This window comes from Fictibacillus sp. 5RED26 (assembly GCF_015903895.1).
GTDB lineage: Bacteria > Bacillota > Bacilli > Bacillales > Fictibacillaceae > Fictibacillus > Fictibacillus phosphorivorans.
This window is the reverse complement of the sequence record NZ_JACZDU010000002.1, coordinates 776659-798390: the sequence shown is the minus strand read 5'-3', so window position 1 is coordinate 798390 and position 21732 is coordinate 776659. Positions and strand designations below refer to the sequence as shown.

The 21732-nt window shown below is 38.2% G+C and carries 23 protein-coding genes; 3 read left to right on the top strand and 20 right to left on the bottom strand.

Annotated elements, in window-relative coordinates; translation table 11 throughout:
• Position 1: 1 nt before the first annotated feature.
• The 10 genes from IHV10_RS12195 to IHV10_RS12150 all read right to left on the bottom strand — a co-directional run bounded on the left by IHV10_RS12195 (position 2) and on the right by IHV10_RS12150 (position 9537).
• Positions 2-2443, bottom strand: a complete 2442-nt coding sequence (locus tag IHV10_RS12195; protein ID WP_231607360.1) for an ATP-binding protein — start codon at positions 2441-2443, stop codon at positions 2-4.
• Positions 2440-2856 (bottom strand): TcpE family conjugal transfer membrane protein, encoded by a 417-nt coding sequence (locus tag IHV10_RS12190; protein ID WP_197129641.1) that lies wholly within the window; start codon positions 2854-2856, stop codon positions 2440-2442. The genes IHV10_RS12195 and IHV10_RS12190 overlap by 4 nt, the downstream gene beginning before the upstream one ends.
• 36 nt (positions 2857-2892) lie before the next feature.
• Positions 2893-3117, bottom strand: coding sequence for a hypothetical protein (locus tag IHV10_RS12185; protein WP_231607359.1), 225 nt, complete (start codon positions 3115-3117; stop codon positions 2893-2895).
• Positions 3118-3130: 13 nt separating this feature from the next.
• Entirely contained in the window at positions 3131-4081 is a 951-nt protein-coding gene (locus tag IHV10_RS12180; protein ID WP_197129637.1) for a conjugal transfer protein, read from the bottom strand.
• A 17-nt stretch (positions 4082-4098) separates the two neighbouring features.
• Positions 4099-5985 carry a type IV secretory system conjugative DNA transfer family protein gene (locus IHV10_RS12175; protein WP_197129634.1) on the bottom strand — a complete coding sequence of 629 codons (1887 nt, stop codon included), beginning with the start codon at positions 5983-5985 and terminating at the stop codon, positions 4099-4101.
• Positions 5969-6682 carry a hypothetical protein gene (locus tag IHV10_RS12170; RefSeq protein WP_231607358.1) on the bottom strand — a complete coding sequence of 238 codons (714 nt, stop codon included), beginning with the start codon at positions 6680-6682 and terminating at the stop codon, positions 5969-5971. Before IHV10_RS12170 ends, IHV10_RS12175 begins: the two co-directional genes overlap by 17 nt.
• A gap of 517 nt (positions 6683-7199) precedes the next feature.
• Positions 7200-8114, bottom strand: a complete 915-nt coding sequence (locus IHV10_RS12165) for an ATP-binding protein (RefSeq protein WP_197129631.1) — start codon at positions 8112-8114, stop codon at positions 7200-7202.
• A complete protein-coding gene (locus IHV10_RS12160) occupies positions 8020-8907 on the bottom strand; it encodes a phage replisome organizer N-terminal domain-containing protein (RefSeq protein ID WP_197129628.1) in 888 nt (295 codons plus the stop codon). Before IHV10_RS12160 ends, IHV10_RS12165 begins: the two co-directional genes overlap by 95 nt.
• A gap of 26 nt (positions 8908-8933) precedes the next feature.
• A complete protein-coding gene (locus IHV10_RS12155) occupies positions 8934-9197 on the bottom strand; it encodes a group-specific protein (RefSeq protein WP_197130003.1) in 264 nt (87 codons plus the stop codon).
• An 82-nt stretch (positions 9198-9279) separates the two neighbouring features.
• Entirely contained in the window at positions 9280-9537 is a 258-nt protein-coding gene (locus IHV10_RS12150) for a helix-turn-helix domain-containing protein (RefSeq protein ID WP_312035278.1), read from the bottom strand.
• 135 nt (positions 9538-9672) lie between these two features.
• On the opposite strand from IHV10_RS12150, the gene IHV10_RS12145 reads away from it, so the two are divergent.
• From IHV10_RS12145 to IHV10_RS12135, 3 genes are all read left to right on the top strand, one after another.
• Positions 9673-10068 (top strand): helix-turn-helix domain-containing protein, encoded by a 396-nt coding sequence (locus IHV10_RS12145; protein ID WP_197129622.1) that lies wholly within the window; start codon positions 9673-9675, stop codon positions 10066-10068.
• Positions 10046-11077: an ImmA/IrrE family metallo-endopeptidase gene (locus IHV10_RS12140; RefSeq protein WP_197129619.1), complete on the top strand. Its 1032-nt coding sequence runs from the start codon at positions 10046-10048 to the stop codon at positions 11075-11077. Before IHV10_RS12145 ends, IHV10_RS12140 begins: the two co-directional genes overlap by 23 nt.
• A gap of 87 nt (positions 11078-11164) precedes the next feature.
• A complete protein-coding gene (locus tag IHV10_RS12135; protein ID WP_197129604.1) occupies positions 11165-12364 on the top strand; it encodes a tyrosine-type recombinase/integrase in 1200 nt (399 codons plus the stop codon).
• A 147-nt stretch (positions 12365-12511) separates the two neighbouring features.
• Here IHV10_RS12135 and sufB read toward each other — a convergent pair whose 3' ends face one another.
• From sufB to IHV10_RS12085, 10 genes are all read right to left on the bottom strand, one after another.
• Positions 12512-13909, bottom strand: coding sequence for a Fe-S cluster assembly protein SufB (sufB, locus tag IHV10_RS12130; RefSeq protein ID WP_137791777.1), 1398 nt, complete (start codon positions 13907-13909; stop codon positions 12512-12514).
• A gap of 54 nt (positions 13910-13963) precedes the next feature.
• Positions 13964-14410, bottom strand: a complete 447-nt coding sequence (gene sufU, locus IHV10_RS12125) for a Fe-S cluster assembly sulfur transfer protein SufU (RefSeq protein WP_197129601.1) — start codon at positions 14408-14410, stop codon at positions 13964-13966.
• On the bottom strand, positions 14400-15620 hold the full coding sequence (locus IHV10_RS12120; RefSeq protein WP_197129597.1) for a cysteine desulfurase: 1221 nt from the start codon (positions 15618-15620) through the stop codon (positions 14400-14402). The genes sufU and IHV10_RS12120 overlap by 11 nt, the downstream gene beginning before the upstream one ends.
• Positions 15620-16918, bottom strand: coding sequence for a Fe-S cluster assembly protein SufD (sufD, locus tag IHV10_RS12115; RefSeq protein ID WP_197129594.1), 1299 nt, complete (start codon positions 16916-16918; stop codon positions 15620-15622). Before sufD ends, IHV10_RS12120 begins: the two co-directional genes overlap by 1 nt.
• A 19-nt stretch (positions 16919-16937) precedes the next feature.
• Positions 16938-17723: a Fe-S cluster assembly ATPase SufC gene (sufC, locus tag IHV10_RS12110; RefSeq protein ID WP_197129591.1), complete on the bottom strand. Its 786-nt coding sequence runs from the start codon at positions 17721-17723 to the stop codon at positions 16938-16940.
• Between the two features lie 241 nt (positions 17724-17964).
• The gene (locus IHV10_RS12105) at positions 17965-18105 is read right to left on the bottom strand and encodes a hypothetical protein (protein ID WP_197130059.1); all 141 of its coding nucleotides are present in this window, start codon (positions 18103-18105) and stop codon (positions 17965-17967) included.
• A gap of 276 nt (positions 18106-18381) precedes the next feature.
• A complete protein-coding gene (locus IHV10_RS12100) occupies positions 18382-18762 on the bottom strand; it encodes a carboxymuconolactone decarboxylase family protein (protein WP_197129588.1) in 381 nt (126 codons plus the stop codon).
• 271 nt (positions 18763-19033) lie between these two features.
• Positions 19034-19852 (bottom strand): MetQ/NlpA family ABC transporter substrate-binding protein, encoded by an 819-nt coding sequence (locus tag IHV10_RS12095; protein WP_197129586.1) that lies wholly within the window; start codon positions 19850-19852, stop codon positions 19034-19036.
• 29 nt (positions 19853-19881) lie between these two features.
• The gene (locus IHV10_RS12090; protein ID WP_197129583.1) at positions 19882-20550 is read right to left on the bottom strand and encodes a methionine ABC transporter permease; all 669 of its coding nucleotides are present in this window, start codon (positions 20548-20550) and stop codon (positions 19882-19884) included.
• Positions 20543-21568 (bottom strand): methionine ABC transporter ATP-binding protein, encoded by a 1026-nt coding sequence (locus IHV10_RS12085; protein ID WP_197129580.1) that lies wholly within the window; start codon positions 21566-21568, stop codon positions 20543-20545. The genes IHV10_RS12090 and IHV10_RS12085 overlap by 8 nt, the downstream gene beginning before the upstream one ends.
• Positions 21569-21732 lie beyond the last annotated feature (164 nt).

Here is a 21732-nt window from a genome sequence, read left to right as displayed (position 1 = left end):
TTCAGCGAAAAGCTTCTTCCATTTGTACGGCTTGTGATTCTTTTTCAGTCGTTTTGAATGCTTCAAACCATTCGTCAAACAGGATATCAATTGCGATGGCTTGATTGCGGCCAAGATGGTCTTGGAATAGACACATACCCGACTTCAGAGAACTGACTACTTCGATATTTGCTTGGTTTTCCTCCATATCATAAAAACGTAAGATAGGTCTGATCGAATCATCTGACTTAGGACGGAACGAAAACTTGATTCCGATCTGTTCTTTAGTGGTGTCTACATTGAAGTCATCGAATGCTTGTGTAACAAGAACAATGTCTGTTCTCAGTGATCTGCCTGTTCGTAACATTTCATCGATAAGGTTCTGTCCATCTGCTGATCGTTTGAGTGTCCATGCTTCATCAAAAATGATCATGGCTTCTTCCTCTTGATTGGTAGAAAAAGTATGAACATATTTAGAGATTGACATCATCAGGCAAAGACCGATACGTTCTTCCTCGTTCATGTTTTCAGATGCAGGCAAACGCAGCCCCTGTAGTCCTAGTACATTAATCTGCTTTTGAAAATCAAGTCCTTTAGAATCTTCCTTTCCAAATAACATTCTCCCTAGTCCGTGCCGATATTTTTCAATGAATTTCCCAAGCGTATGATCTTTCTTCTGAATTCTTTGAAGTACTCCTGTTAGAGTAGGATTACTTTCTTGGTTAACTTCGTCAATGATGGCGTCATAGATTGTTACACTTTCATCACGAGATCCTCTAACTTCTGCTAACGTATTTAAAATCATCATTGCTGTTTGAATCGCTTGGTCGCCTTTTAAAAAGACGAGTGGATCTAGAGCACCGTGATACACACTATCTTCAGAAAGATGAATAAAGTTGATACGTTCGTATAGCGAGCGAAATTCTGGAATTTCACCAAATTTCTTGAGTGCCCTTTGATAATACCGTTGAAATTCATTCTTCGGATCAATATAGAGCACTTTTGAACCAAAAAAGGTACTCCAAGTAAAGAAATTCTTAACAAGCATCGACTTTCCGCTGCCTGGGGGACCAGTTATCAGGATGTTCCCATTCGTATGATCAGCTCCTGAGATTGCCTTTTTGGTCAAAAGGGGATTAAAGATGACTACGTTATTATTGATCTCTCTCGCTTGTTCCACATGAGATAATTTCTTTCCAGTTACCACTTTCCCTAGAACCATGCCAAACCGATTTCCTACACGATTGTTCAAGTTCATCCCAGTTTGTGCCAGATAAGATTCATCGACAACTTGTTCGAAGTACTGATAATCCACATATGAAGCTGGTAGGCTTTGTGAAAAAAGAGTAAGTTGGTCTACCAGAGGTTTTGTGACTTGAAACCCCGTATTTTTAAATAATGTTTGAAGAGCTCCTATCTTTTCATCCAATCCATTTTTACTAACGTCTGAGACAACAAGCGTAAATGTCATGAACAATAGCTGCCGTTTATTGGACTTTACATCATCAAGTAAGGTTGTTAGTCTGTCAGATGCCATCTCGACAATTCGGTCATCGTCTGCGGTATGAGTGGATTGAATTTCACGATCAAAGTTTGTGAATCGACGTTTTAATTTTCTCACTTGCCGAGCATTAGATCCGTTTTCCTTAAAATGATATCGAATCTGTATTTCAACAGGAAACGAAACACTCTCTAATATATCTTGAATGAAACGATAACCTTCAATAAAAGCCGGCATTTCAATGAAAGGCAGAAACGTTAAAAATTCTTTATGATTTTCGTGTGTAACGGTTAAGTAGCCGTACTCGTTCTTAATGACACCCTCTGTTAGATTATAAGAACCTTCAGGTATCGAAAAAAGATCACTGGTCCGATGAAACATATAATAGATCAGTTTATCCATCTCATCTTCACTTAGCTTTTGGAGGTGTTTAAGATTGGAAGCTTTAGAACTAAAGGTACGTTCCAACTCTTCGTAATAGCTAAAATCATCTTCTGCCTGCGTCTGAAAAAACATCATTTTAGAAACATCTTCTCTTACTCTCTTAAAAAAGAGGGAGATTAGTTCACCTGCGTTTGCGGATACTGCATCATCTGTTTTGTTCAAATGAACGCCTACATATACATCGTATTCATGTAAGAACACTTCTTCCTGTAATACCCTTGAAGCACGGTTGAAGTACTTATGTCCGATATCTGAAAACTCACCTTGAACAATATGCTCATTTACCACTTTCGTAAATGTGTCAAAGTCAAATCTCTTTGGAAGAATCATAATGTGATAATCATATTCTTCTTGTGTTAAGAATGCAGCCGTGTTTTCCATATAGCGTTTAAAGTCGTTATCGCTGTTTAATCTGACATACTCTTCATCGAGCCGATAAAAAGCCCAAACCTGCTTGCGTTTGTTAAACGCCATATTCATATGACGGTGTGCGATTGGAAATTCCAATACGTCTTTCAATGGCTCTCACCTTCTTTTTTTAGAAGAAATGGTTCAAACGTTATTTCTTTCTCCAATTGGTCACTTGCTACTTCGATAAAATGTTCATAAGACATGTTCTTTGTTCTGTAAAAAGTAATACGGTCTCTAACAAAAGGAATAACCCCTTTATGGTCATACTTCAGATTGAAAACAATGAATGTAATCACACCTGGGATAACGGTCAAAAGTATCAGCCAGTTCTTTACGAAAAAACGAAACAGATTGGTGTCATTTTTAATCCCAACAAGTACAAAAGATAATAAAAGAACGGCTGCAAGAACGATAGCAAAGATCATCTTTCTGACTTCAAGTCCGTTGGCGAATTCAATCGACCAGATTCGGTAGATTTTGATGGGGTACTTGTATTCCTGCGTATAATTTTCTCCCTTCATCCCACTCTCCTCCATCCATTTTACGAACCAAAATGTTTATTGAAACAACGCATTTCCGAGACCTTTTGCTAGCTCTTGTAGTTGCGGACCGAAAAAGACAACGACCAAGCAGCATAAACCAAGCGTTAGACCTGACCAGAACTGACCCCAATCTTCTCTTGTATAAGCGACTAATGCCCGAATGACCATGATTAAAAGGACTAAGAAGCCAATCTGCGAGATCAGGTTTTGAGTCACTTCCTGAAGACTAAAATTTATCATCGTTTTTCCCTCCCTATTCGATTCGAGTAATAAAGAACTTATTGTTTTCTTTTTCAAGCTTTAACTCATAAGAATAAAGATCACTCATTGATGTCTCACTGTTCTGGTAATGAACATCAGCATTTACCGTGTATCCAGAATCCATTTTCACGGCTTCACGCACATTCACGTCTTGAAGTGTCTGGTCTTCTAACCCCCCAGTAACGTCAGCCATGAATGGCAACTTCTCATCGCTCACTCCATATGAAGTGAAAAAATCGTTTAAGAAAGACTCCAGGAGTTTTGTTTCAGTAGAAGTGACCGGTTCTCCTTCCGGCATTTTCCCTTCATAAGACATGGTAGTCTTTAAATCTTCTTGAATCATATTGGGGTTCTGATAGACCGCAAAACCCTCTCCGTTACTTGTTACTGGAACTATGATATCTGTTTCGTATTTAGTAGTATTCGGAATTGATCTACCGTCTTTTTCTTGAACCTCAGTAATTTCATAGACAGTCTGAAATTTGACCTTCGCTTCACGGTTACTGAGGTGTTTTGTATCAATGTATTGCAGATCAGTGACTCGTCGCTCTCCTTTAAAATCTTTCAAATCTGCGACACGTTTTAAATCAAATCCTGATACAAAGTACTCTGAGAGCTCACCTTTACGGTCTTGGCGTTCTTTTTCGTCTTTAGGTACAGTTAGATAACTTTTTAGAAAATCTTCGGTAAACACTTCGATAGAATCAGAATACAAAAGATTAGTTTTCTCTACTTCTTTTAGCTGGTCATGAACATTTTCTTCAGAGGCTTTGACGGAATTTCGGATGGCTTGATATTTCGTAAAGAAAACCACATTGAATAACAGTGATAGAAACATAACAGAAAAAAAGAGGATAGACGCTGTTTTTGCAGCGTTTTTTCTTGAATAGGATAAACGGCGTTTGTTTTTTGAAGTGGATTGTTTTTGTTTAGAAAAAAGCATAGACTGATTCACTCCCTTCAACCTTCTGCCAACGGATGGCGGACATAAATGATTTCTGGGTGAACTGATTCTCTTGATGCCTTTCTAGCAAAAATAAATTGTCCTTGACGTAAATCTCTTATTTCGTCGGGGGATATCTTAAATTTTTGAACATGCCGCAGTGTACCTTTGTCGGCTTTTAAATCAACTCGTTTTAAACGACCTTCTTGTTTTTCAGTTGTGATCGTCAGATCGATATCTTTGAATGTGCCAAGTGTGTTTGCCCAGGAATCAACTTCATCTGGATTGTTGGTCTGGCCGATGGCATACGTATTCGTATTCCCTACAACTTGCTTGGCAAGGTACGGATCATTCTTTTCAAGATCGGCTAGCGTTTGAGTCGCGATGATGCAATGAAAACCGGCAGAACGTGATTTGTTTACGGTATCTACAATTTTATCATTTGCATAGACTGAAAACTCATCATAGATTGCGAGGATGGGTTGATCTTTTAATTGATTACGGTTCCGATATGAAACCAGATAGTTAATATCTAGTATTAAAAAACGTGCGATGACTTTGATAAACTTGTCATAGATCAATCCATCAAAACTGACAAATAATGCTTCCTTCTCTTCACTGATTCGGATTAGATCCAGACTATTATCGGTCTCTTCAAAAAGATGCCCTAACTCGCTGTCTAACAAGAGATAGATCTGCGTACGAACGGATGAAGCATTTTTGAATAAATGATTCTCTCCTGCCTCTTCATGACGGTACCGTTTAAACAAACGTTCATAATTTTTTTCAGCCCGTTTGCTTCTTACTGGTTTTACTTTTTGTTTTGGAGCTTTCCCCTCTGGCTTCTTCGTATCTTTAGTTGGCAAAAATGAAGAATAGGAAGTGCTTACCACTGCCATTTCTGCTTGTTCTTCTTCTTCCACTTCGATAACATCTTGATTTAATACTTCAAGAATTTCATTTGGATCTAAATATTTTGCAAACGTCCATAAGTCCCGGGTAAATTCATAATCATCGATAAACTGAATAAGAGCCTGAACGAGAGACGTTGAAATGGAAGAATAATAATCACTCTCTGTTTCAATTAACTGCTCCAGTTTATCTTTAATAACGGTTGGTCCTCCATACTTCAAAGGATTGTATGTTAATTTCCCTTTATCAGAAAACACTTTCAAATTTCTGTCGTATCGTTTACATAAAGTTTCCACTTCTTCAATACTTTCAGATGATCCCTTCCCATCGATAAAGATAAAGGGCAGGTTCTTTATCAGTGCGTACTCTACAAAATTTAAAAGTAAAATTGTCTTCCCACCTCCTGTTGTGGCAGGAATAAACATATGTTGATTGATCTCTTTAAAATCCATGTAGTATGGCTTCCCATTTTCGGTTATTCCAAGAAGCAGCTGATCTTGTTCCTTCTGGTTCCTCCATTTCTTTTGCGCTTTTAGTGTCAGTTGGAACCGGTTCTTTTTCACTTTTTGATAGTGTGAAGACGATTTAAATGTATCCCGTTTTTCCTCTGTTGATTTTACTCGTTTTGAACGGTGGTAATCCGTCATCAGTGACCAGCCATATGAAACGAATAATCCCCCTGACATATACAAAAACAAAGAAGTATTTGTAAACTCCATCTTCTGTTTTACGATTCGCTCTAACCATGTAACATCAAAAGGCAGAACGCCATACAAACCTAAATAACTATAAGGATTAGTGTAGACGATAAAACAAAAACTGATCAATCCTAACACAGCGCATGAAAGGTGAATCCTGTTTTGTTTTACGATACGAAATAAGATAAAGAAAGGTAGAGAAAAAACTAATAAAGGAAAAAAAGCAAAAACACCTATCAACATCGCAATGCCTAATCCGAATTCTTTTCCTAAGTCTTCATTGCTTTTCGGCAAAGTGCAATAACCTCCTTATCAACTCCAGCTGCAACATATCGCTGACTATTCCTGTCTGTTGCGCATAAGAGATGACGGTATCACGGATACACTCATTCTCACACAGATACCTGACTTGGTTATACTGACCGTTAAGAATCTCATTTCGGTAACGATTCATTTTTTCGATGTAGCGCTTTGAAGATTTTCGGGTGAGTTCTACTTCACATGCGATCCTTTCACCATTCTCCAGAAGTACAAAATCCGGAATGCGATCCGCGATTCTCTTTAACAATGTTGTGTTTCTTCGGTCTGCTTTAGTAAAGTTCTGCTCGATATACTCACTCCTAAGTTCACGCTCTGTGATGAACTCAAATGGCTGGCCTGTTTTCTCAGCAATATTTTTAAGTGCTAGGATACAATCGATCATGACGAGTTGATGATTAAGGGTAGAGTAGTTAAATTTTGTAAACCGCGTTAATGAACTTCCGAGATATTCGACACCGCTTGGGCGCATGGCTAAGATCAATTGATAACCGATCTTCTCTTCAGTCAAAAAACCTAATGATAGCAATTTGCGCTTCGTTTGATAGACCGTGACATGTGAAATATTACCCTTTAGAAAAGCTGAGAGCTGAGTTGTCGTAATGACTCCAAAGCGATTGATAACTTGCAGTACTTCTTCTTGTTTTTCGGCTAACAGATTCATAGGCATCATTTCCTCTCCAAAGAAATCCTCCCTTCAATCTTTAACCAAATCGACAATTGATCAACAACTAAAAATCATTAGCTTCTTTTAAATCTCTTGACCTTGAACTTACCCACCTCCTCTACTCAAAAATCACTTCTCTTTAAAATCTATTAAATCCCTAAATTATACTGGAATAATATCACAGTCAAATATATACAACAATAGGACGTCCGCTCTATTTATACATCTGTCTTTCCACCTTGTGCTCCCGTGACCTCACAACACATGATGTTGGTGGTGTGAGGTCACGGGATTTCCACGGCGATAGCCTGGAAAAACAAGGTGGATTTTCCTTACTAGTCAATGGATACGGACGTCCTTCACCTTTAAAATGAAAATCAGGCTGATTTCGCACATTTTAAACACATTTTTAATGACCTTTGGAGAGGAATTTTAGCACAAACCTGTAATGTATTAAAAAACAAGTAAACATTTTTATAAATTATTTAATTATAAAAATAAATGAAATACACACATTTGTTTCCTAGCTTAGTCTCCGGTTCAAAATCTTCTTATCCCCTTTGATGATGACCATATAGTTCCTGCACATCTCATAGAGTCGCGATCCTAACGCTTCGTCCACTGCTTCTATTTCATCCACTGTTAATTCGGATGAAATTAATACTGGCAGATGGTTTAAGTAGCGGTAGTTGATAAGAGCATACATTTTTTCAATCTGCCATTCCGTTGCTCTTGGTCGTCTTAGTTGCCCTACTGGTTTGAATAGATCATCAATGAAGAGTACGTCTACCTTTTTCATCCGAACCATCTTTTCTTCTAGCTTTTCAAAATCGTCTTTTAGATCATCAAAGCCTTCAACATATGGAAAATATAGAACAGATATTTGCATCTTCTTGATTAAATGATTAGCTATAGCAGTCAGAAGATGCGTTTTACCCGCACCTGGTTGTCCGAGCAAGGCAATACTGTTTGTTCTCATTCTCCGGATATCACTAAAGTCTAAGATATATTCCTGGGTACATTGATAAGCATCTTTTATCAATTGATCCTTTCCTTCTGTGATAAAGTTGCTAAAGCTGTTATTACTGAATTCATCTGTGATTTCTGATGACCGAAGAAGTTTTTCAACATTTTTTTGTTTGATGCAGCTGCACCTTTCAGAATAGCTATCATGCCATTCCCATGCATTATCAGGACCACAGACTTTACCAAGATAATAATCAGACTCAGGTACTTTACTGGCAGGAACACAAGATTGTGTACCTGAGTTCCAATGCCATTCTGTATCTTTGTGTACACGATAAAAGATGATCTCTTTGTCTTTACATTTTGTACAATGATAATCATCTAGCCTTTCGGATGCGACCAACCTTTCCGCCGGTAATTGAAAATGCTTTTGACATAGAGATTCGATTATATGGTTCAGACGACTTTCCATTATTAATCTCCTTTCGATGACTTGCAAATTGAATATCCAGGGATTTCACATCATCTAAACTTTGAACATAGCTTTTAACCCATTTTGAAAGTATGCCTCTTGTATATGTCCACGAAGCTTTATCACAAGCAACAGACCTTTTTATTGCCTCTATCACTAGCTCTTCATTCAATACTTTTGTCCAAACATTTATCTCATTTATAATTTTTTGAGATGCCTTTCCTATATGCTTTTGGAAGTATTCATGCACTTTTGTAGTTTTGTTCTCATTCTTTTCTTCTTTCGTGTTCTTAAATGCATTTTCTATATTTATATCTTTATCTATTTCTATATCTAATTCTTTATCTATATCTGTTGCGTTACTATGCGTTACTGTAACGTTACATGTATCGTTACCTGCTTCAAGCTGCTTTTTTTCTCTATGTTTAGCCACACGATTTCGTGTCTGCTGCCTAATCTTATCAAGCCCTTCGACATTTTGATGCTTCTCCCAGTTACTGATAGCGATAAAGTTTTCATGACTGATTTCAATCATCCCAAAGTCTTCAAATGTCTTTAGTGCAAGTCTGACAATATTCAGCGGACGATTAAAAATGGTAGCCAGCATTTCATCTGTATAGGGAATGTTTTCGTTCAAGTAGATGTAACCATTGGCGTTTGTTTTTCCGGCTTGAGACAAAAGCTTTATCCAGATGATCAGAAGCATATCAGATTCAGGCATGTTCTCAATCAACCGGATCTTTTCATCCTCAAACATGTTCGTACTAAGTTTGATCCACTTCACTTCAGCCATTTTGAATCACTCCTTATTCAAATGATTTATCTTAATTGTAATAACCACTTGTTCAGGAATTTTTTCGTTTCCGCTGCTGGAAAATACCACTTCCCACCAACTTTGATTTTTGGAAATTCATTCTCATAAAAGAAATTATTAAGAATGGTATTCCAGCTCATACATGTTCGCCTTTTTAGTTCTTTTGTATCCCAATACACCAACTCAGTATCAAGCTTCTCCATTCTTTTTTCGATTGCATCGTAATACATTTCTTTGATTGCTTCCTCATCAACTTGTACTTCTAACAACTTAGGGGATCTTTCTAACTGCATAATACGATTTGACATTTAGAATCCTCCTCTTTTCAAAAGTCAGCTCCTGTTGAGGTAATCAAATGGAACGTTTATAATAATGACAATACGATTCTTTAACAAACCTTTTAACATTAACGTCAGCTAAATCCGGAAATAAATACTCAGGAGTTGTATTTAAGTAATTCGATAACTTAAATAATAGTTTTGCGTCAGGATTACCTCTGCCACTTTCAATATTTCTAATATGGCTTTCGCTAACATTAAGATCTATAGATAATTGGCGTTGGGAAATATTAAGCTTTTGGCGTAGTGATCGAAAACGTAATCGGCGCACATTAGCGTTCTCCAAAATATCACCTCATTTCATTTTGTGTTTTTAAATGACACTTAAAGCTTAACACGTCATTTAAAAGCGTGTCAATATATAAAACGTCATTTAAATAAACTTTTTTTAGTTGGGGGTATACTTATGAATGAAGAAAGAAAAAAAGTGATTGGATTACGAATTAAAAAGTGTAGGCAGGATAATAAGTTGTCACAGGAAGAGCTTGCACAGAAATTGGATATGAAGAGATCAAACGTAGCAAATTATGAAGCCGGAAGAGTAGTACCTCCTGGTAGTGCGTTGCTGGAGATGTCCGAAATCTTTAATGTAACAACGGACTATTTGCTGGGAAGTACAAATGATCCTTATTCAAAATTCTCATTAGAAGACAATGATTTAAAACAGATTCAAAGACAACGAAACAAACTTACCGGTAAGGACAGAGAAAGATTTGAAAATATGATAAAAATGTTAAAGCTTTCATTTCTAGACACTGAAAATGAAGAAGGTGATGAATTTGACGAAGAAGACGACCTATAAAGCCGACTTCGTTAAAGCACAGAAATCTGCAGATAATGTCTTAAAGAATAGTACTATAAAAGAGTTGCCTGTTCGGGTGAAACAAATCGTGAACAGTTTCCCAAATCTCAAAATAAGAACTTATTCTTGGTTTGCAAAAAAGAGAGGATTTTCACATAAAGAAGTTTGTAATCTCGTAAACAGTCATGAAGGATGCTGTTTATATTATGAATCCTTAGATGAGTATTTGATTTTATACAACGATAAGATACCTAGTAAGGGCAGAAAAAGATGGACTCTTGCCCATGAACTTGGACATTATGTCATGAATCATAACAAAATCAGCAATAATTCTTCCTTGGCTAGAAGTTCACTTACAGAAGATGAATACAACGAATTTGAAAGTGAAGCAAACTGCTTCGCAAGAGAACTATTAGCCCCTCCTCCAGTCTTAAACGAACTAAAGATCAATGACCCAAATGACATTTCTAATTTATGCGACATATCAAGTGAGGCTTCTATAAATGTATATAAGTTTATAAAGCAAGGTGCTCAATTTGGTATCAAGTATTCTCCAAGCCATCCTGTTATCCAATTATTTCAAGAATTCATTTTTAAGATTAAGAATACTCAACGATGCATGAGCTGTAATTATCTCTTTTCAAATGCTCAAGCAGTCTTTTGTCCAAGCTGCAACAGCAATAATCTAAGAAAGGAAGAAAATATTTACCGTAGTGATTTGAAGAATACGGCAATTATAACAAGTCAAAATTTGAACAAGACTCATAATGTGTGCCCTAATTGCGAAAATGGAGATTTACCTTCAGGTTCAAATTACTGCAATAAATGCGGTGTTTATTTAGTAAACAAGTGTTCTGGGTATGCTTATGAAGATTCACACATGAATATTAAATGGCATGATTTCCATGGAGGTTGTGGTGAATTACTTCATAAGACATCTCGTTATTGTCACAGATGCGGTTCATCCTCTACATACTTTGCAGATGGGTTATTAAAAATAGAGAATTAATCATAAAAATTAATTGCTTATTAAAAGCAAATTTTATTATTAATCAGGTCTTGTTCAGAGCAAAAATAGAATAAAGGAGATACATGAATGGCTAATTTCCGAAAATTAAGCAGCGGCATGTGGCAAGCACGTGTTTTTAAAGATGGAAAAGTAATGAGTATTGGGACTTTTCGTACCAAAAAAGAAGCCCAAATAGAGGCAAATGCTGTAGAAGAAAAAATTTATTATGGTCACACACTAAATGACAGGGATTTAATGTTTGATGACGTTGTACATGAATGGTTATATAATCATAAAAAATCCTCTGTTAAAGATTCTACTTTTCGACAATTAGAAATCATCGTAAGAATACACATACTCCCTTACTTCGGGAATAAAAAGTTAATTCGAATTAAAAGACCTGAGATTAAGAGATGGATGAATCATTATGCTGAGCTCAAAGATGAAAGCGGACATGAGGTTTACTCCTATGGATCTCGATTAAAATATTTATCAGTACTCAAAAGCATATTCCATTATTCGGTTCACGATATGGAGATATTAGATAAAAATCCAACGAACAAATTGAAAATACCAGTTAAAGATAAAATACAAATTCATAAAGATATTAAATATTATTCTTTAGGTGAGTTACATCGATTACTTGACTTTATGGAAACTTATCAGCATCAAAGGTATCAGGAGTATCGTCTGTACTTTATGCTAATTTATTTACTAAGCCAAACCGGATTAAGAATAAGCGAAGCACTCGCCTTACAATGGACTGACCTTAAGGGTGATAAATTAACGATTGAAAGACAAACTAGCCGTGATGATAACAATAACGCAATGATAACTTCTCTTAAGAATTCATCCTCATATAGAACAATTAAACTTGATGAAAGTTTAGTAGCTGAACTTAAAAAGTTCAAGCTGTTACAAAACCAGATGATTTTACAACACACTCAATTCAAACGCAATAACGACGGAATTATATTCCAAAATTTTCTTGGAAGGTATCTTACACCCTCTATAATACGTGAGACATTTCAGGGGTATTGCACAAAAGCAAATGTCAGTTACAAAGGTACACATGTTTTCAGGCATACACATGCTGTTTTATTACTTGAAGCTGGAGCAAGTATTAAATATGTTTCGCAGCGCCTCGGACATCAAACGATAAAGACGACAGCTGATATTTATTTAGATGTTACGGACAAAATTGAAGCAGATGAACTAAATAAATTCTCAGTTTATACAAAGAGAAATAAAACCACACAAAAAAGAAACGATCCATTCTCTACGTAAAAGACCTTGGTATAAATAAAATAATCCAGGTCTTTTTTAAAACTTAAAAAGCAAAAAAAATTTCGAGTTGGCACAAAGTTGGCACGACATTAATTTACACATAAAAAAGCCTTGGTATATTGCTTATATACCAAGGCTTTTCATCATTTATCCGATTGAACCTTCCATCTCGAACTTGATCAGACGGTTCATCTCTACTGCATATTCCATTGGAAGTTCTTTCGTAAATGGCTCGATGAAGCCCATTACGATCATTTCCGTTGCTTCCTGTTCAGAAACACCACGGCTCATGAGGTAGAACAACTGATCTTCAGAAACTTTAGATACAGTCGCTTCATGCTCTAATGTGATGTTATTGTTCAGAATTTCATTGTACGGAATCGTATCTGAAGTGGATTGGTTATCCATAATCAGCGTATCACACTTGATATTGGATTTAGATCCGTCAGATTTACGTCCGAAGTGAGCAATACCACGGTATGTTACTTTACCGCCATGCTTTGAGATCGACTTCGAAACGATTGTAGAAGAACAGTCTGGTGCTAAGTGCAATACTTTAGCTCCAGCATCTTGGTGCTGTCCTTTACCAGCGATCGCGATAGAAAGGATCGTACCTTTCGCCCCGCGGCCTTTCATGATAACAGCCGGATATTTCATCGTTAGACGAGATCCGATGTTTCCATCTACCCATTCCATCGTTGCGTTCTCTTCAGCAACTGCACGCTTTGTAACCAAGTTATAAATGTTGTTTGCCCAGTTTTGAATCGTTGTATAACGGCAGTAAGCGTTCTTCTTAACGATGATCTCTACAACCGCACTATGAAGTGAGTTTGTAGAATAAACCGGTGCTGTACATCCTTCTACATAGTGTACAGAGCTATCTTCATCTGCAATGATAAGCGTACGCTCGAACTGACCCATGTTTTCAGAGTTAATTCGGAAGTATGCTTGAAGTGGCGTATCACATTTAACGCCTTTTGGTACGTAAATGAAAGATCCACCAGACCATACTGCAGAGTTAAGTGCCGAGAACTTATTATCAGTTGGCGGAATGATCGTTCCAAAATGCTCACGGAAGATCTCTTCGTGCTCTTTTAAAGCTGTATCCGTATCTGTGAAAAGAATTCCTAAGTCAGAAAGGTCTTCTTTCATGTTGTGGTATACAACCTCTGATTCGTATTGTGCAGATACTCCTGCAAGGTACTTCTGCTCAGCTTCTGGAATTCCTAGCTTGTCAAAAGTCGCTTTAATTTCAGCAGGCACTTCGTCCCAAGACTTCTCAGATTTCTCAGATGGCTTAACATAGTACGTAATATCATCAAAGTTTAAGTCCTTCATGTCTCCGCCCCATTGTGGCATTGGCATTTTATAGAACTGCTCTAATGACTTCAAACGGAATTCAAGCATCCATTCAGGCTCGTTCTTCATGCGGGAGATCTCTTCTACGATCTCTTTTGTTAACCCACGCTTCGATCTGAAAATGGAAACGTCTTTATCTCTAAAACCATATTTATATTCGCCGATATCAGGCATTTTCTTAGCCATTACAGAATCCCTCCTTACTGGATTGGCACTCTTTAACTCATTATCAAAAGGAACTTATTCTTCCTCTTCCTCATCTTTTCCTACCCCTTGCTCCATCGCCTTCCACGCAAGTGTGGCACATTTGATGCGAGCTGGAAACTTGGAAACGCCAGAAAGAGCTTCGATGTCACCTAGATCATAGGATTCATCATCATAGTCGTTCCCTAACATCATATCATAAAAAATGTTTGCAAGCTTTACAGCATCTTCGACAGGAAGACCTTTAACAGCCTGTGTCATCATAGAAGCTGATGCTAAACTGATCGAACACCCTTCACCGTCGAACTTAGCCGATTCGATCTTTCCATCTTCTACTTTTAAAGTGAGCTGGATGCGATCGCCGCATGTTGGGTTATTCATATTAATTGTCAGGGCATTATCTTCAATAACCCCTTTATTGCGTGGGTTTTTGTAATGATCCATGATGACCTGACGATATAGCTGATCTAAATTAGAAGACATGACCGAAATACTCCTTTGCTGTTGTTAAGCCTTTAAGAAAAGCATCGATGTCATCTTCAGTGTTATACAGGTAAAAGCTAGCACGTGCTGTTGCTGTAACATCTAACCATTTCATAAGAGGCTGTGCACAGTGATGGCCTGCACGAACAGCAATTCCCTCAGAATCTAAAACGGTTGCTACATCATGCGGATGAACATCATCTAAGTTGAACGTTACAAGTCCTGCTCGTTCTTTTGGACCAAATATCGTAACACCCTCTAACTCTGAAAGTCGCTCCATCGCATAGTCAGCAAGTACATGTTCATGTTTTAACACATTATCAAGACCTACTTCTTCTAAGAAATCAATCGCAGCACCTAGACCGATCGCACCTGCGATGATTGGTGTCCCACCCTCAAATTTCCAAGGCAGCTCTTTCCACGTAGATTCTTGAAGTCCTACAAAATCAATCATCTCTCCACCGAACTCAACAGGATCCATCTTGTTTAGGAGTGCTTTTTTTCCATAAAGCACGCCAATGCCTGTAGGTCCACACATTTTATGTGCTGAAAAGGCAAAGAAATCACAATCGAGATCTTGAACGTCTACTTTCATGTGAGGGGCGCTCTGAGCGCCGTCCACTACCATTACAGCTCCGTTCTTATGTGCGATCGCTGCGATCTCTTTGATCGGGTTGATCGTTCCTAATACGTTCGATACCTGCATAACTGAGACGATCTTAGTATGCTCTGTAACTGTATTTTCAACATCCACAAGATCAATCGTGCCATCCGGCTGTAAAGGAATGTACTTAAGCGTTGCACCAGTGGTTTTCGCAACTTGCTGCCATGGAATGATGTTGCTGTGATGCTCCATTGGAGTGATCACAATCTCATCACCTTCTGTCAGGTTTGCCATACCATAGCTTCTTGCTACCGTATTGATCGCTGTTGTTGTACCACGTGTAAAGATAATCTCCTGAGTGGATTTAGCACCGATAAAACGGCGTACCTTTTCACGCGCTCCTTCATAACCATCTGTAGCACGAGTTCCAAGTGTATGAACACCACGGTGAACATTCGAGTTGTACTCTTTGTAATATTTATCTAAAGCTTCAATAACTTGTATCGGTTTTTGTGAAGTAGCTGCACTGTCAAGGTAAACGAGAGGTTTGCCGTTAACTTCCTGATCCAGGATAGGAAACAGCTTTCTCCATTCGTTTGCACTCATTAGCGCACTTTCCTTTCAATAACCTCGACTAAACGATTTTTAACAGATTCTAAAGGCATCTGACTAACGACTGGTGCTAAGAATCCGTGAATGATCAAACGTTCAGCTTCAGCTTTTGAAATACCACGGCTCATCAGATAGAACATTTGAAGAGGGTCGATTCTTCCTACGGAAGCAGCATGACCTGCTGTAACATCATCTTCGTCGATTAAAAGGATCGGGTTCGCATCCCCACGCGCTTTTTCACTTAACATAAGTACGCGTTCAGTTTGCTCACCATGAGACTTTGTAGCACCGTGCTCGATTTTTGTAATACCGTTAAAAATTGAGCTAGCACTATCTTTCATTACCCCATGAGTAAGGATATAACCTTCAGAATGTTTTCCGTGGTTAAAGATTTGCGCTACGAAGTTTTGCTTTTGATCACCGCGTCCGATTGTTACAGTCTTCGTATCTGTAAAAGATCCATCACCGATCAAATGAGTAGTGTTGTCAGAAACCGTATTTCCGTCGTTAAACTGACCAAGCGCCCACTCGATGCGAGCATCTTTCTCAGCACGGCCTCTACGGTTCACGTATGTTGTCATTCCTTTTGCAAGGTTATCTACAGCACCATAAACGACTTTTGCACCGCTGCCTGCATATACTTCAGACACAATGTTTGCTACTGAATCTGTAGCATCGTTCGTTGATAAGTAGTTTTCTACATACGTTACTGAGCTGTTATCCTCTGCTGCAACGATAACGTGGTTGAAGATCGCTGCTTCATCGTCTTGATAATAAACGGCTTGAATAGGAGCAGAAAGTTCCACGTTCTTCGGAACATAAAGAAATGCTCCATTAACGAATAGTGCTGCATGAAGGGCTGGCAAACGGTTCTCATCAACCGCAACAGCTTTCATAAAGTACTTTTTCACTAGATCTTCATGCTCTTTTGCAGCTGTTAGAAGATCTGTGTAAATAACACCTTGTTCTTTTACCGACTCTTCAAGTGCAAAATAAACTGGTGTTCCATTATGGATAACAAGAACATTCTTCGCTTCTTCTTCAGAACCGATCAATGCCTTAACATCTTCAGGAAGTTCATTGAACGCAACAGGAGTGCCAGTTGCTTCATGTTTGAATTCTGTAAAGTTCCATTTATCGATTTTAGTTTTGTCCGGTTTAGGCATTGGAAGCTCTTGAGCTAATTCCAATGCTTGCAAACGAAGTTCCTGCAGCCAAGCGGGTTCCTGTCTGCTGCTTGAAAAACCGGTTACGTAGTCCTTATCAAATCTTAGGCTCGTATCAACTGACATGTATAGTCCCCCTTAATGCTTACGCTTCTTGACCTACAGTTTCGTCTTTAATTCCTAGCTCTTCTTTAATCCAGTCGTACCCTTCAGCTTCAAGACGTTGAGCTAATTCAGGTCCACCAGATTTTACAATACGCCCTTGCATCATCACGTGTACTTTATCAGGAGTGATGTAGTTCAATAGACGTTGGTAGTGAGTGATGATCAAGCAACCGAAATCCGGGTTACGCATTTCGTTAACACCTTTAGCTACAACTTTAAGAGCATCGATATCAAGTCCTGAATCGATCTCATCAAGGATTGCTAATTTTGGCTCAAGCATCATCATTTGAAGAATCTCATTACGCTTCTTTTCTCCACCAGAGAATCCTTCGTTTAAGTAACGGTGAGCGAACGCATTGTCCATCTCAAGATGATCCATCTTTTTATCTAACTCACGGATAAATTTCATTAGAGAAATTTCGTCGCCTTCTTCACGCTTTGCATTGATTGCAGAGCGAAGGAAATCAGCGTTTGTAATACCGCTTACTTCTGAAGGATATTGCATAGCTAAGAACAGACCAGCTTGTGCACGCTCATCAACTTCCATCTCTAACAGATCTTCACCGTTGAACGTAACTTTACCAGAAGTTACTTCATATTTAGGGTGTCCCATTAACGCTGCAGAAAGAGTAGACTTTCCTGTTCCGTTTGGTCCCATGATCGCATGGATCTCGCCACCATTTATTTCGAGATCTAAACCTTTAATAATCTCTTTATCTTCAATAGATACACGAAGATCTTCAATCTTTAAATTAGGTGCTGACATAATACAACCTCCATTAAGAAATCATTCTTAAGATTTTGATAAAAGGCACAAAATAGCCATTCTCAATTTATTCTCATTCTAATCTTATAACAAATGAAATGTATGTTCAAGGGAACGAGCTGTTTACTTTTCCATTGTTGTCATTTTAATTGTACATCAGTCACAAAATTTGAAAAAAGGCTGACTCATTAGGCGGTAGACCACCTTATGAATCAGCCTTTTGTAATTTTAAGTTCATATGTTACGGCGTATGATTTCTGTTCGCATTTGCCGCTATTTCTAACCCTTTTTTGTATTCCATATCTCGGACCTTCTCAACATCTAGGCGTTTTTCCAAATCCCTCTCATACTCTGCAAAACCACAGCCATGTGACTGGTGCATTGCTTTTTCCATCTCGGACGTATGTTTTACTTTAATGGGGTGGATAATGAATCAATCCTTTCAAAGTTAAAGTTAGTTAACAATAATAGCGTATCAGCATCACTCATTTTGCTCAATCCGTTATCCAAGTGAAATCACCTTGCATACCAGTGCATGATGATTCCTATTGAAAACAGATGTGACTTCCTATGTTATCCTGCTAAATGCGCTACATTACTTCCATTACCTTCTTAGGATGATTTCAAAACATGTAAGTGTGGAATTTTAGACTTTCTTTTAATGACGCGGGTTATTTAATTCTTTAATGCATTCTTGAACGAGGGTCACACCTTGGCTCATAGCCGCTCCTCCGCCAAATGCAGCAGAAACACCCACAGCTTCAAGAATTTCATTTTCCGAGCACCCTTGATCTAAACAACCTTTTGTATGATAGATGATGCAATATTCATCTTGAGAATAGATGCTGATTCCTAAAGCGATCAACTGCTTATACTTCTCAGAGATCTCACCTTCTTTAAAGCAATGGCGTGTAAATTCATTATAAGCATGTGTAAGTTCAGGCATATTCTCATTGTATTTCCCTAAGCCTTCTTTATAGCGGATCAGGTGATATTGCGTTGAATTCGATCCGGGTAGCGGCTGTTCTTCTTGTTTCATTTCATTCACTCCTGTCAAAATAGTAAACAGGTTTAGTATGGGTCATTCGCAAGCTGGTTATGTAATAAATGTTCATAAGTTTTTGTCGAAAAGCCTATAAATGACTTTGAAGGACTATAAAAAATTTTGTGGCCTATAAATTAAGTTCAAGGGCCTATAAATGGAATCGCAGGGTCTAAAAGTTAGTTTGAAGGACTATAAAGTGTTGTAGATCGATCTTTACTCAAAAAAAGAACTGACTTTAATCTCAAAGTCAGTTCTTTATAGAAAATTATTCTGTTACTGGCACTACTGCACCTTCATATTTCTTCTTAATGAAATCTTGAATCTCTTTAGAACGTAAAACTTCTACTAAAGCTTTAACTGATTTCTTATCTTTATCTCCTTCACGAACCGCGATGATGTTTACGAATGGAGAATCAGATCCTTCTAATGCGATCGCATCCTTTTGAGGATTTAGTCCAGCATCGATCGCGTAGTTTGTGTTGATTAGTACGGCATCGCCTTCACCGTTCTTGTAGGCTTTTGGAAGCATACCCGCATCAACATCTGCTTTAAATTTAAGCTTCTTAGGATTTTCTACAACATCCTTAATTTGTGCTTCTGCTCCAGCACCTTCTTTAACTTTGATCAATCCTTCTTTTTCAAGTAACCCAAGCATACGGCCATGATCTGCTACTGAGTTAGACATGATAATTGTTGCGCCCTCAGGCAGCTCATCTAATGACTTATACTTTTTAGAATAGATTCCGATCGGCTCAAGGTGAATGCCACCTGCGTTTTCGAATTTGTATCCGTGATCTTTCATTTGAGACTCTAGATAAGGAACGTGCTGAAAGTAGTTCGCACCGATTTCTTTTTCATCTAAAGACTTGTTTGGCAGTACATAATCTTGGAACGTTTTGATCTCAAGTTCTACACCTTTTTCTTTCAAAAGTGGTTTTGCTTCTTCCAAGATTTCAGCATGTGGTACGTTTGAAGCACCTACAATGATCTTCTCGTCGCTGATTCCGCCTTCTGTTTTGTTCCCGCAAGCAGCAAGTGCTGCAACAAGAACGGTTAATATAAGAACAGATAATACTTTTTTCATATGAACTTCCTCCTTGTTGTCTTAAAACGTTATCTCTTATCTAATGCTGTTGTAATGCGGTCACCGATCCATTGGATGACGAAAACGATGACTAAGATAAGTGCAGTTGAAATTAATGTTACATCCGCGTTGTCTCTTTGGTAACCTTCCATATAAGCCAAGTTTCCTAAACCACCAGCACCAACAACTCCAGCCATCGCTGTATAACTTACGAGTGCAATCGCGGTTACAGTGATACCAGAAACAAGAGCCGGCGTACTTTCGGGAATAAGAACTTTAAAGATAATCTGAGCGTTTGTAGCACCCATTGATTTCGCTGCTTCGATTACCCCTTTATTAATCTCTCTCAAAGCGATCTCTACCATACGTGCATAAAATGGCGCAGCTCCTACGATTAATGCAGGGAGTGCAGCTTCAGCTCCAAGCATCGTTCCTACTATTAAACGTGTAAAAGGAATCAATAAGATGATTAAGATAATAAACGGAATCGATCGAAACACGTTAACGATTATGGCAATTACGCTGTTTAAAAACTTATTTCCCCACAAGTTTCCAGGAGAAGTTAGAAATAACGCCAATCCTAGAGCCAGTCCTAGGAAAAATGTAATCACTACAGAGATGGCTGACATATATAAAGTTTCATTTGTCGCTTCTAATAGAACATCCCATTGGACATTCGGGAACCATGTACTAAGCATTATGAATCACCTCTACTTCAACCTGCACACTGTTTAAAAACTCCATTGCACGAGCTAGTGCAGATTCTGTACCTTTAATCTGAATGAACAACGTCCCATAAGGTCCATTCTGAGTTTGAGTAATCTTTCCTTGTAGAATATTTACATCTACCTCATACTTACGAATCAGTTCCGTAATTAATGGCTGTCCTGCTCGTCCACCGATAAAAGTAAGTTGGACAATTCGGCCTTCCGGAAACTCAGAAATAAACTGTTTGATCGTGTCGACTGTTTCTTCAGGTTCTGTTACTTGTTTCACAAAATCCTTCGTGATTGGTTCTGTCGGGTTTTTGAAGACATTTAGGACATCGCCTTCTTCCACTACTCTCCCCTGTTCCATAACGGCTACACGGTGACAGATCTTTCTGATTACATGCATCTCATGTGTGATTAGAACAATGGTCAGATCTAATTTTTGATTGATCTCTACAAGCAAATCAAGAATGCTGTCAGTTGTTTTAGGGTCAAGTGCAGAAGTTGCTTCGTCACATAAGAGAACTTTCGGCTCATTCGCAAGCGCGCGTGCGATACCTACACGTTGCTTCTGCCCTCCACTTAGTTGCGACGGATAAGAACCACCACGACCTTCCAATCCAACTAGGTCGATCAGCTCATCAACACGCTGTTTGATCTTAGCTTTTGGATAACCTGCAATTTCAAGAGGAAAAGCAATGTTTTCTCTTACCGTGCGAGACCACAATAAGTTAAAGTGCTGAAAGATCATTGAAATTTCTTGTCGTGCTTCTCTTAACTTTTTTGATGACAGCTCAGACATGTTCTTGCCGCCAATCGTAACCGTACCGCTAGTCGGTCGCTCTAACATGTTAAGGATGCGGATCAGTGTACTCTTACCCGCACCACTATATCCGATGATTCCGTAAATCTCTCCTTGTTTTATGTTTAAATCTACCGTATCAACAGCCTTTACTTCACCATCTTTGGTTTGAAAGACTTTACGGACTGCCTGTAAATTAATCAAGATTCTTACCTCATTTCTTATCTAAATATTAGCTTATATAGAAAACGTTGCATTGGTTTGCTTAAGTGTTCCCTTCATCGATAAGTTGATTGTAGTGGAAGGTGCGAGACTCCTACGGGATCAGCGGGACAGGTGAGACTCTTAACAGCGCATAGCGCTAAGAG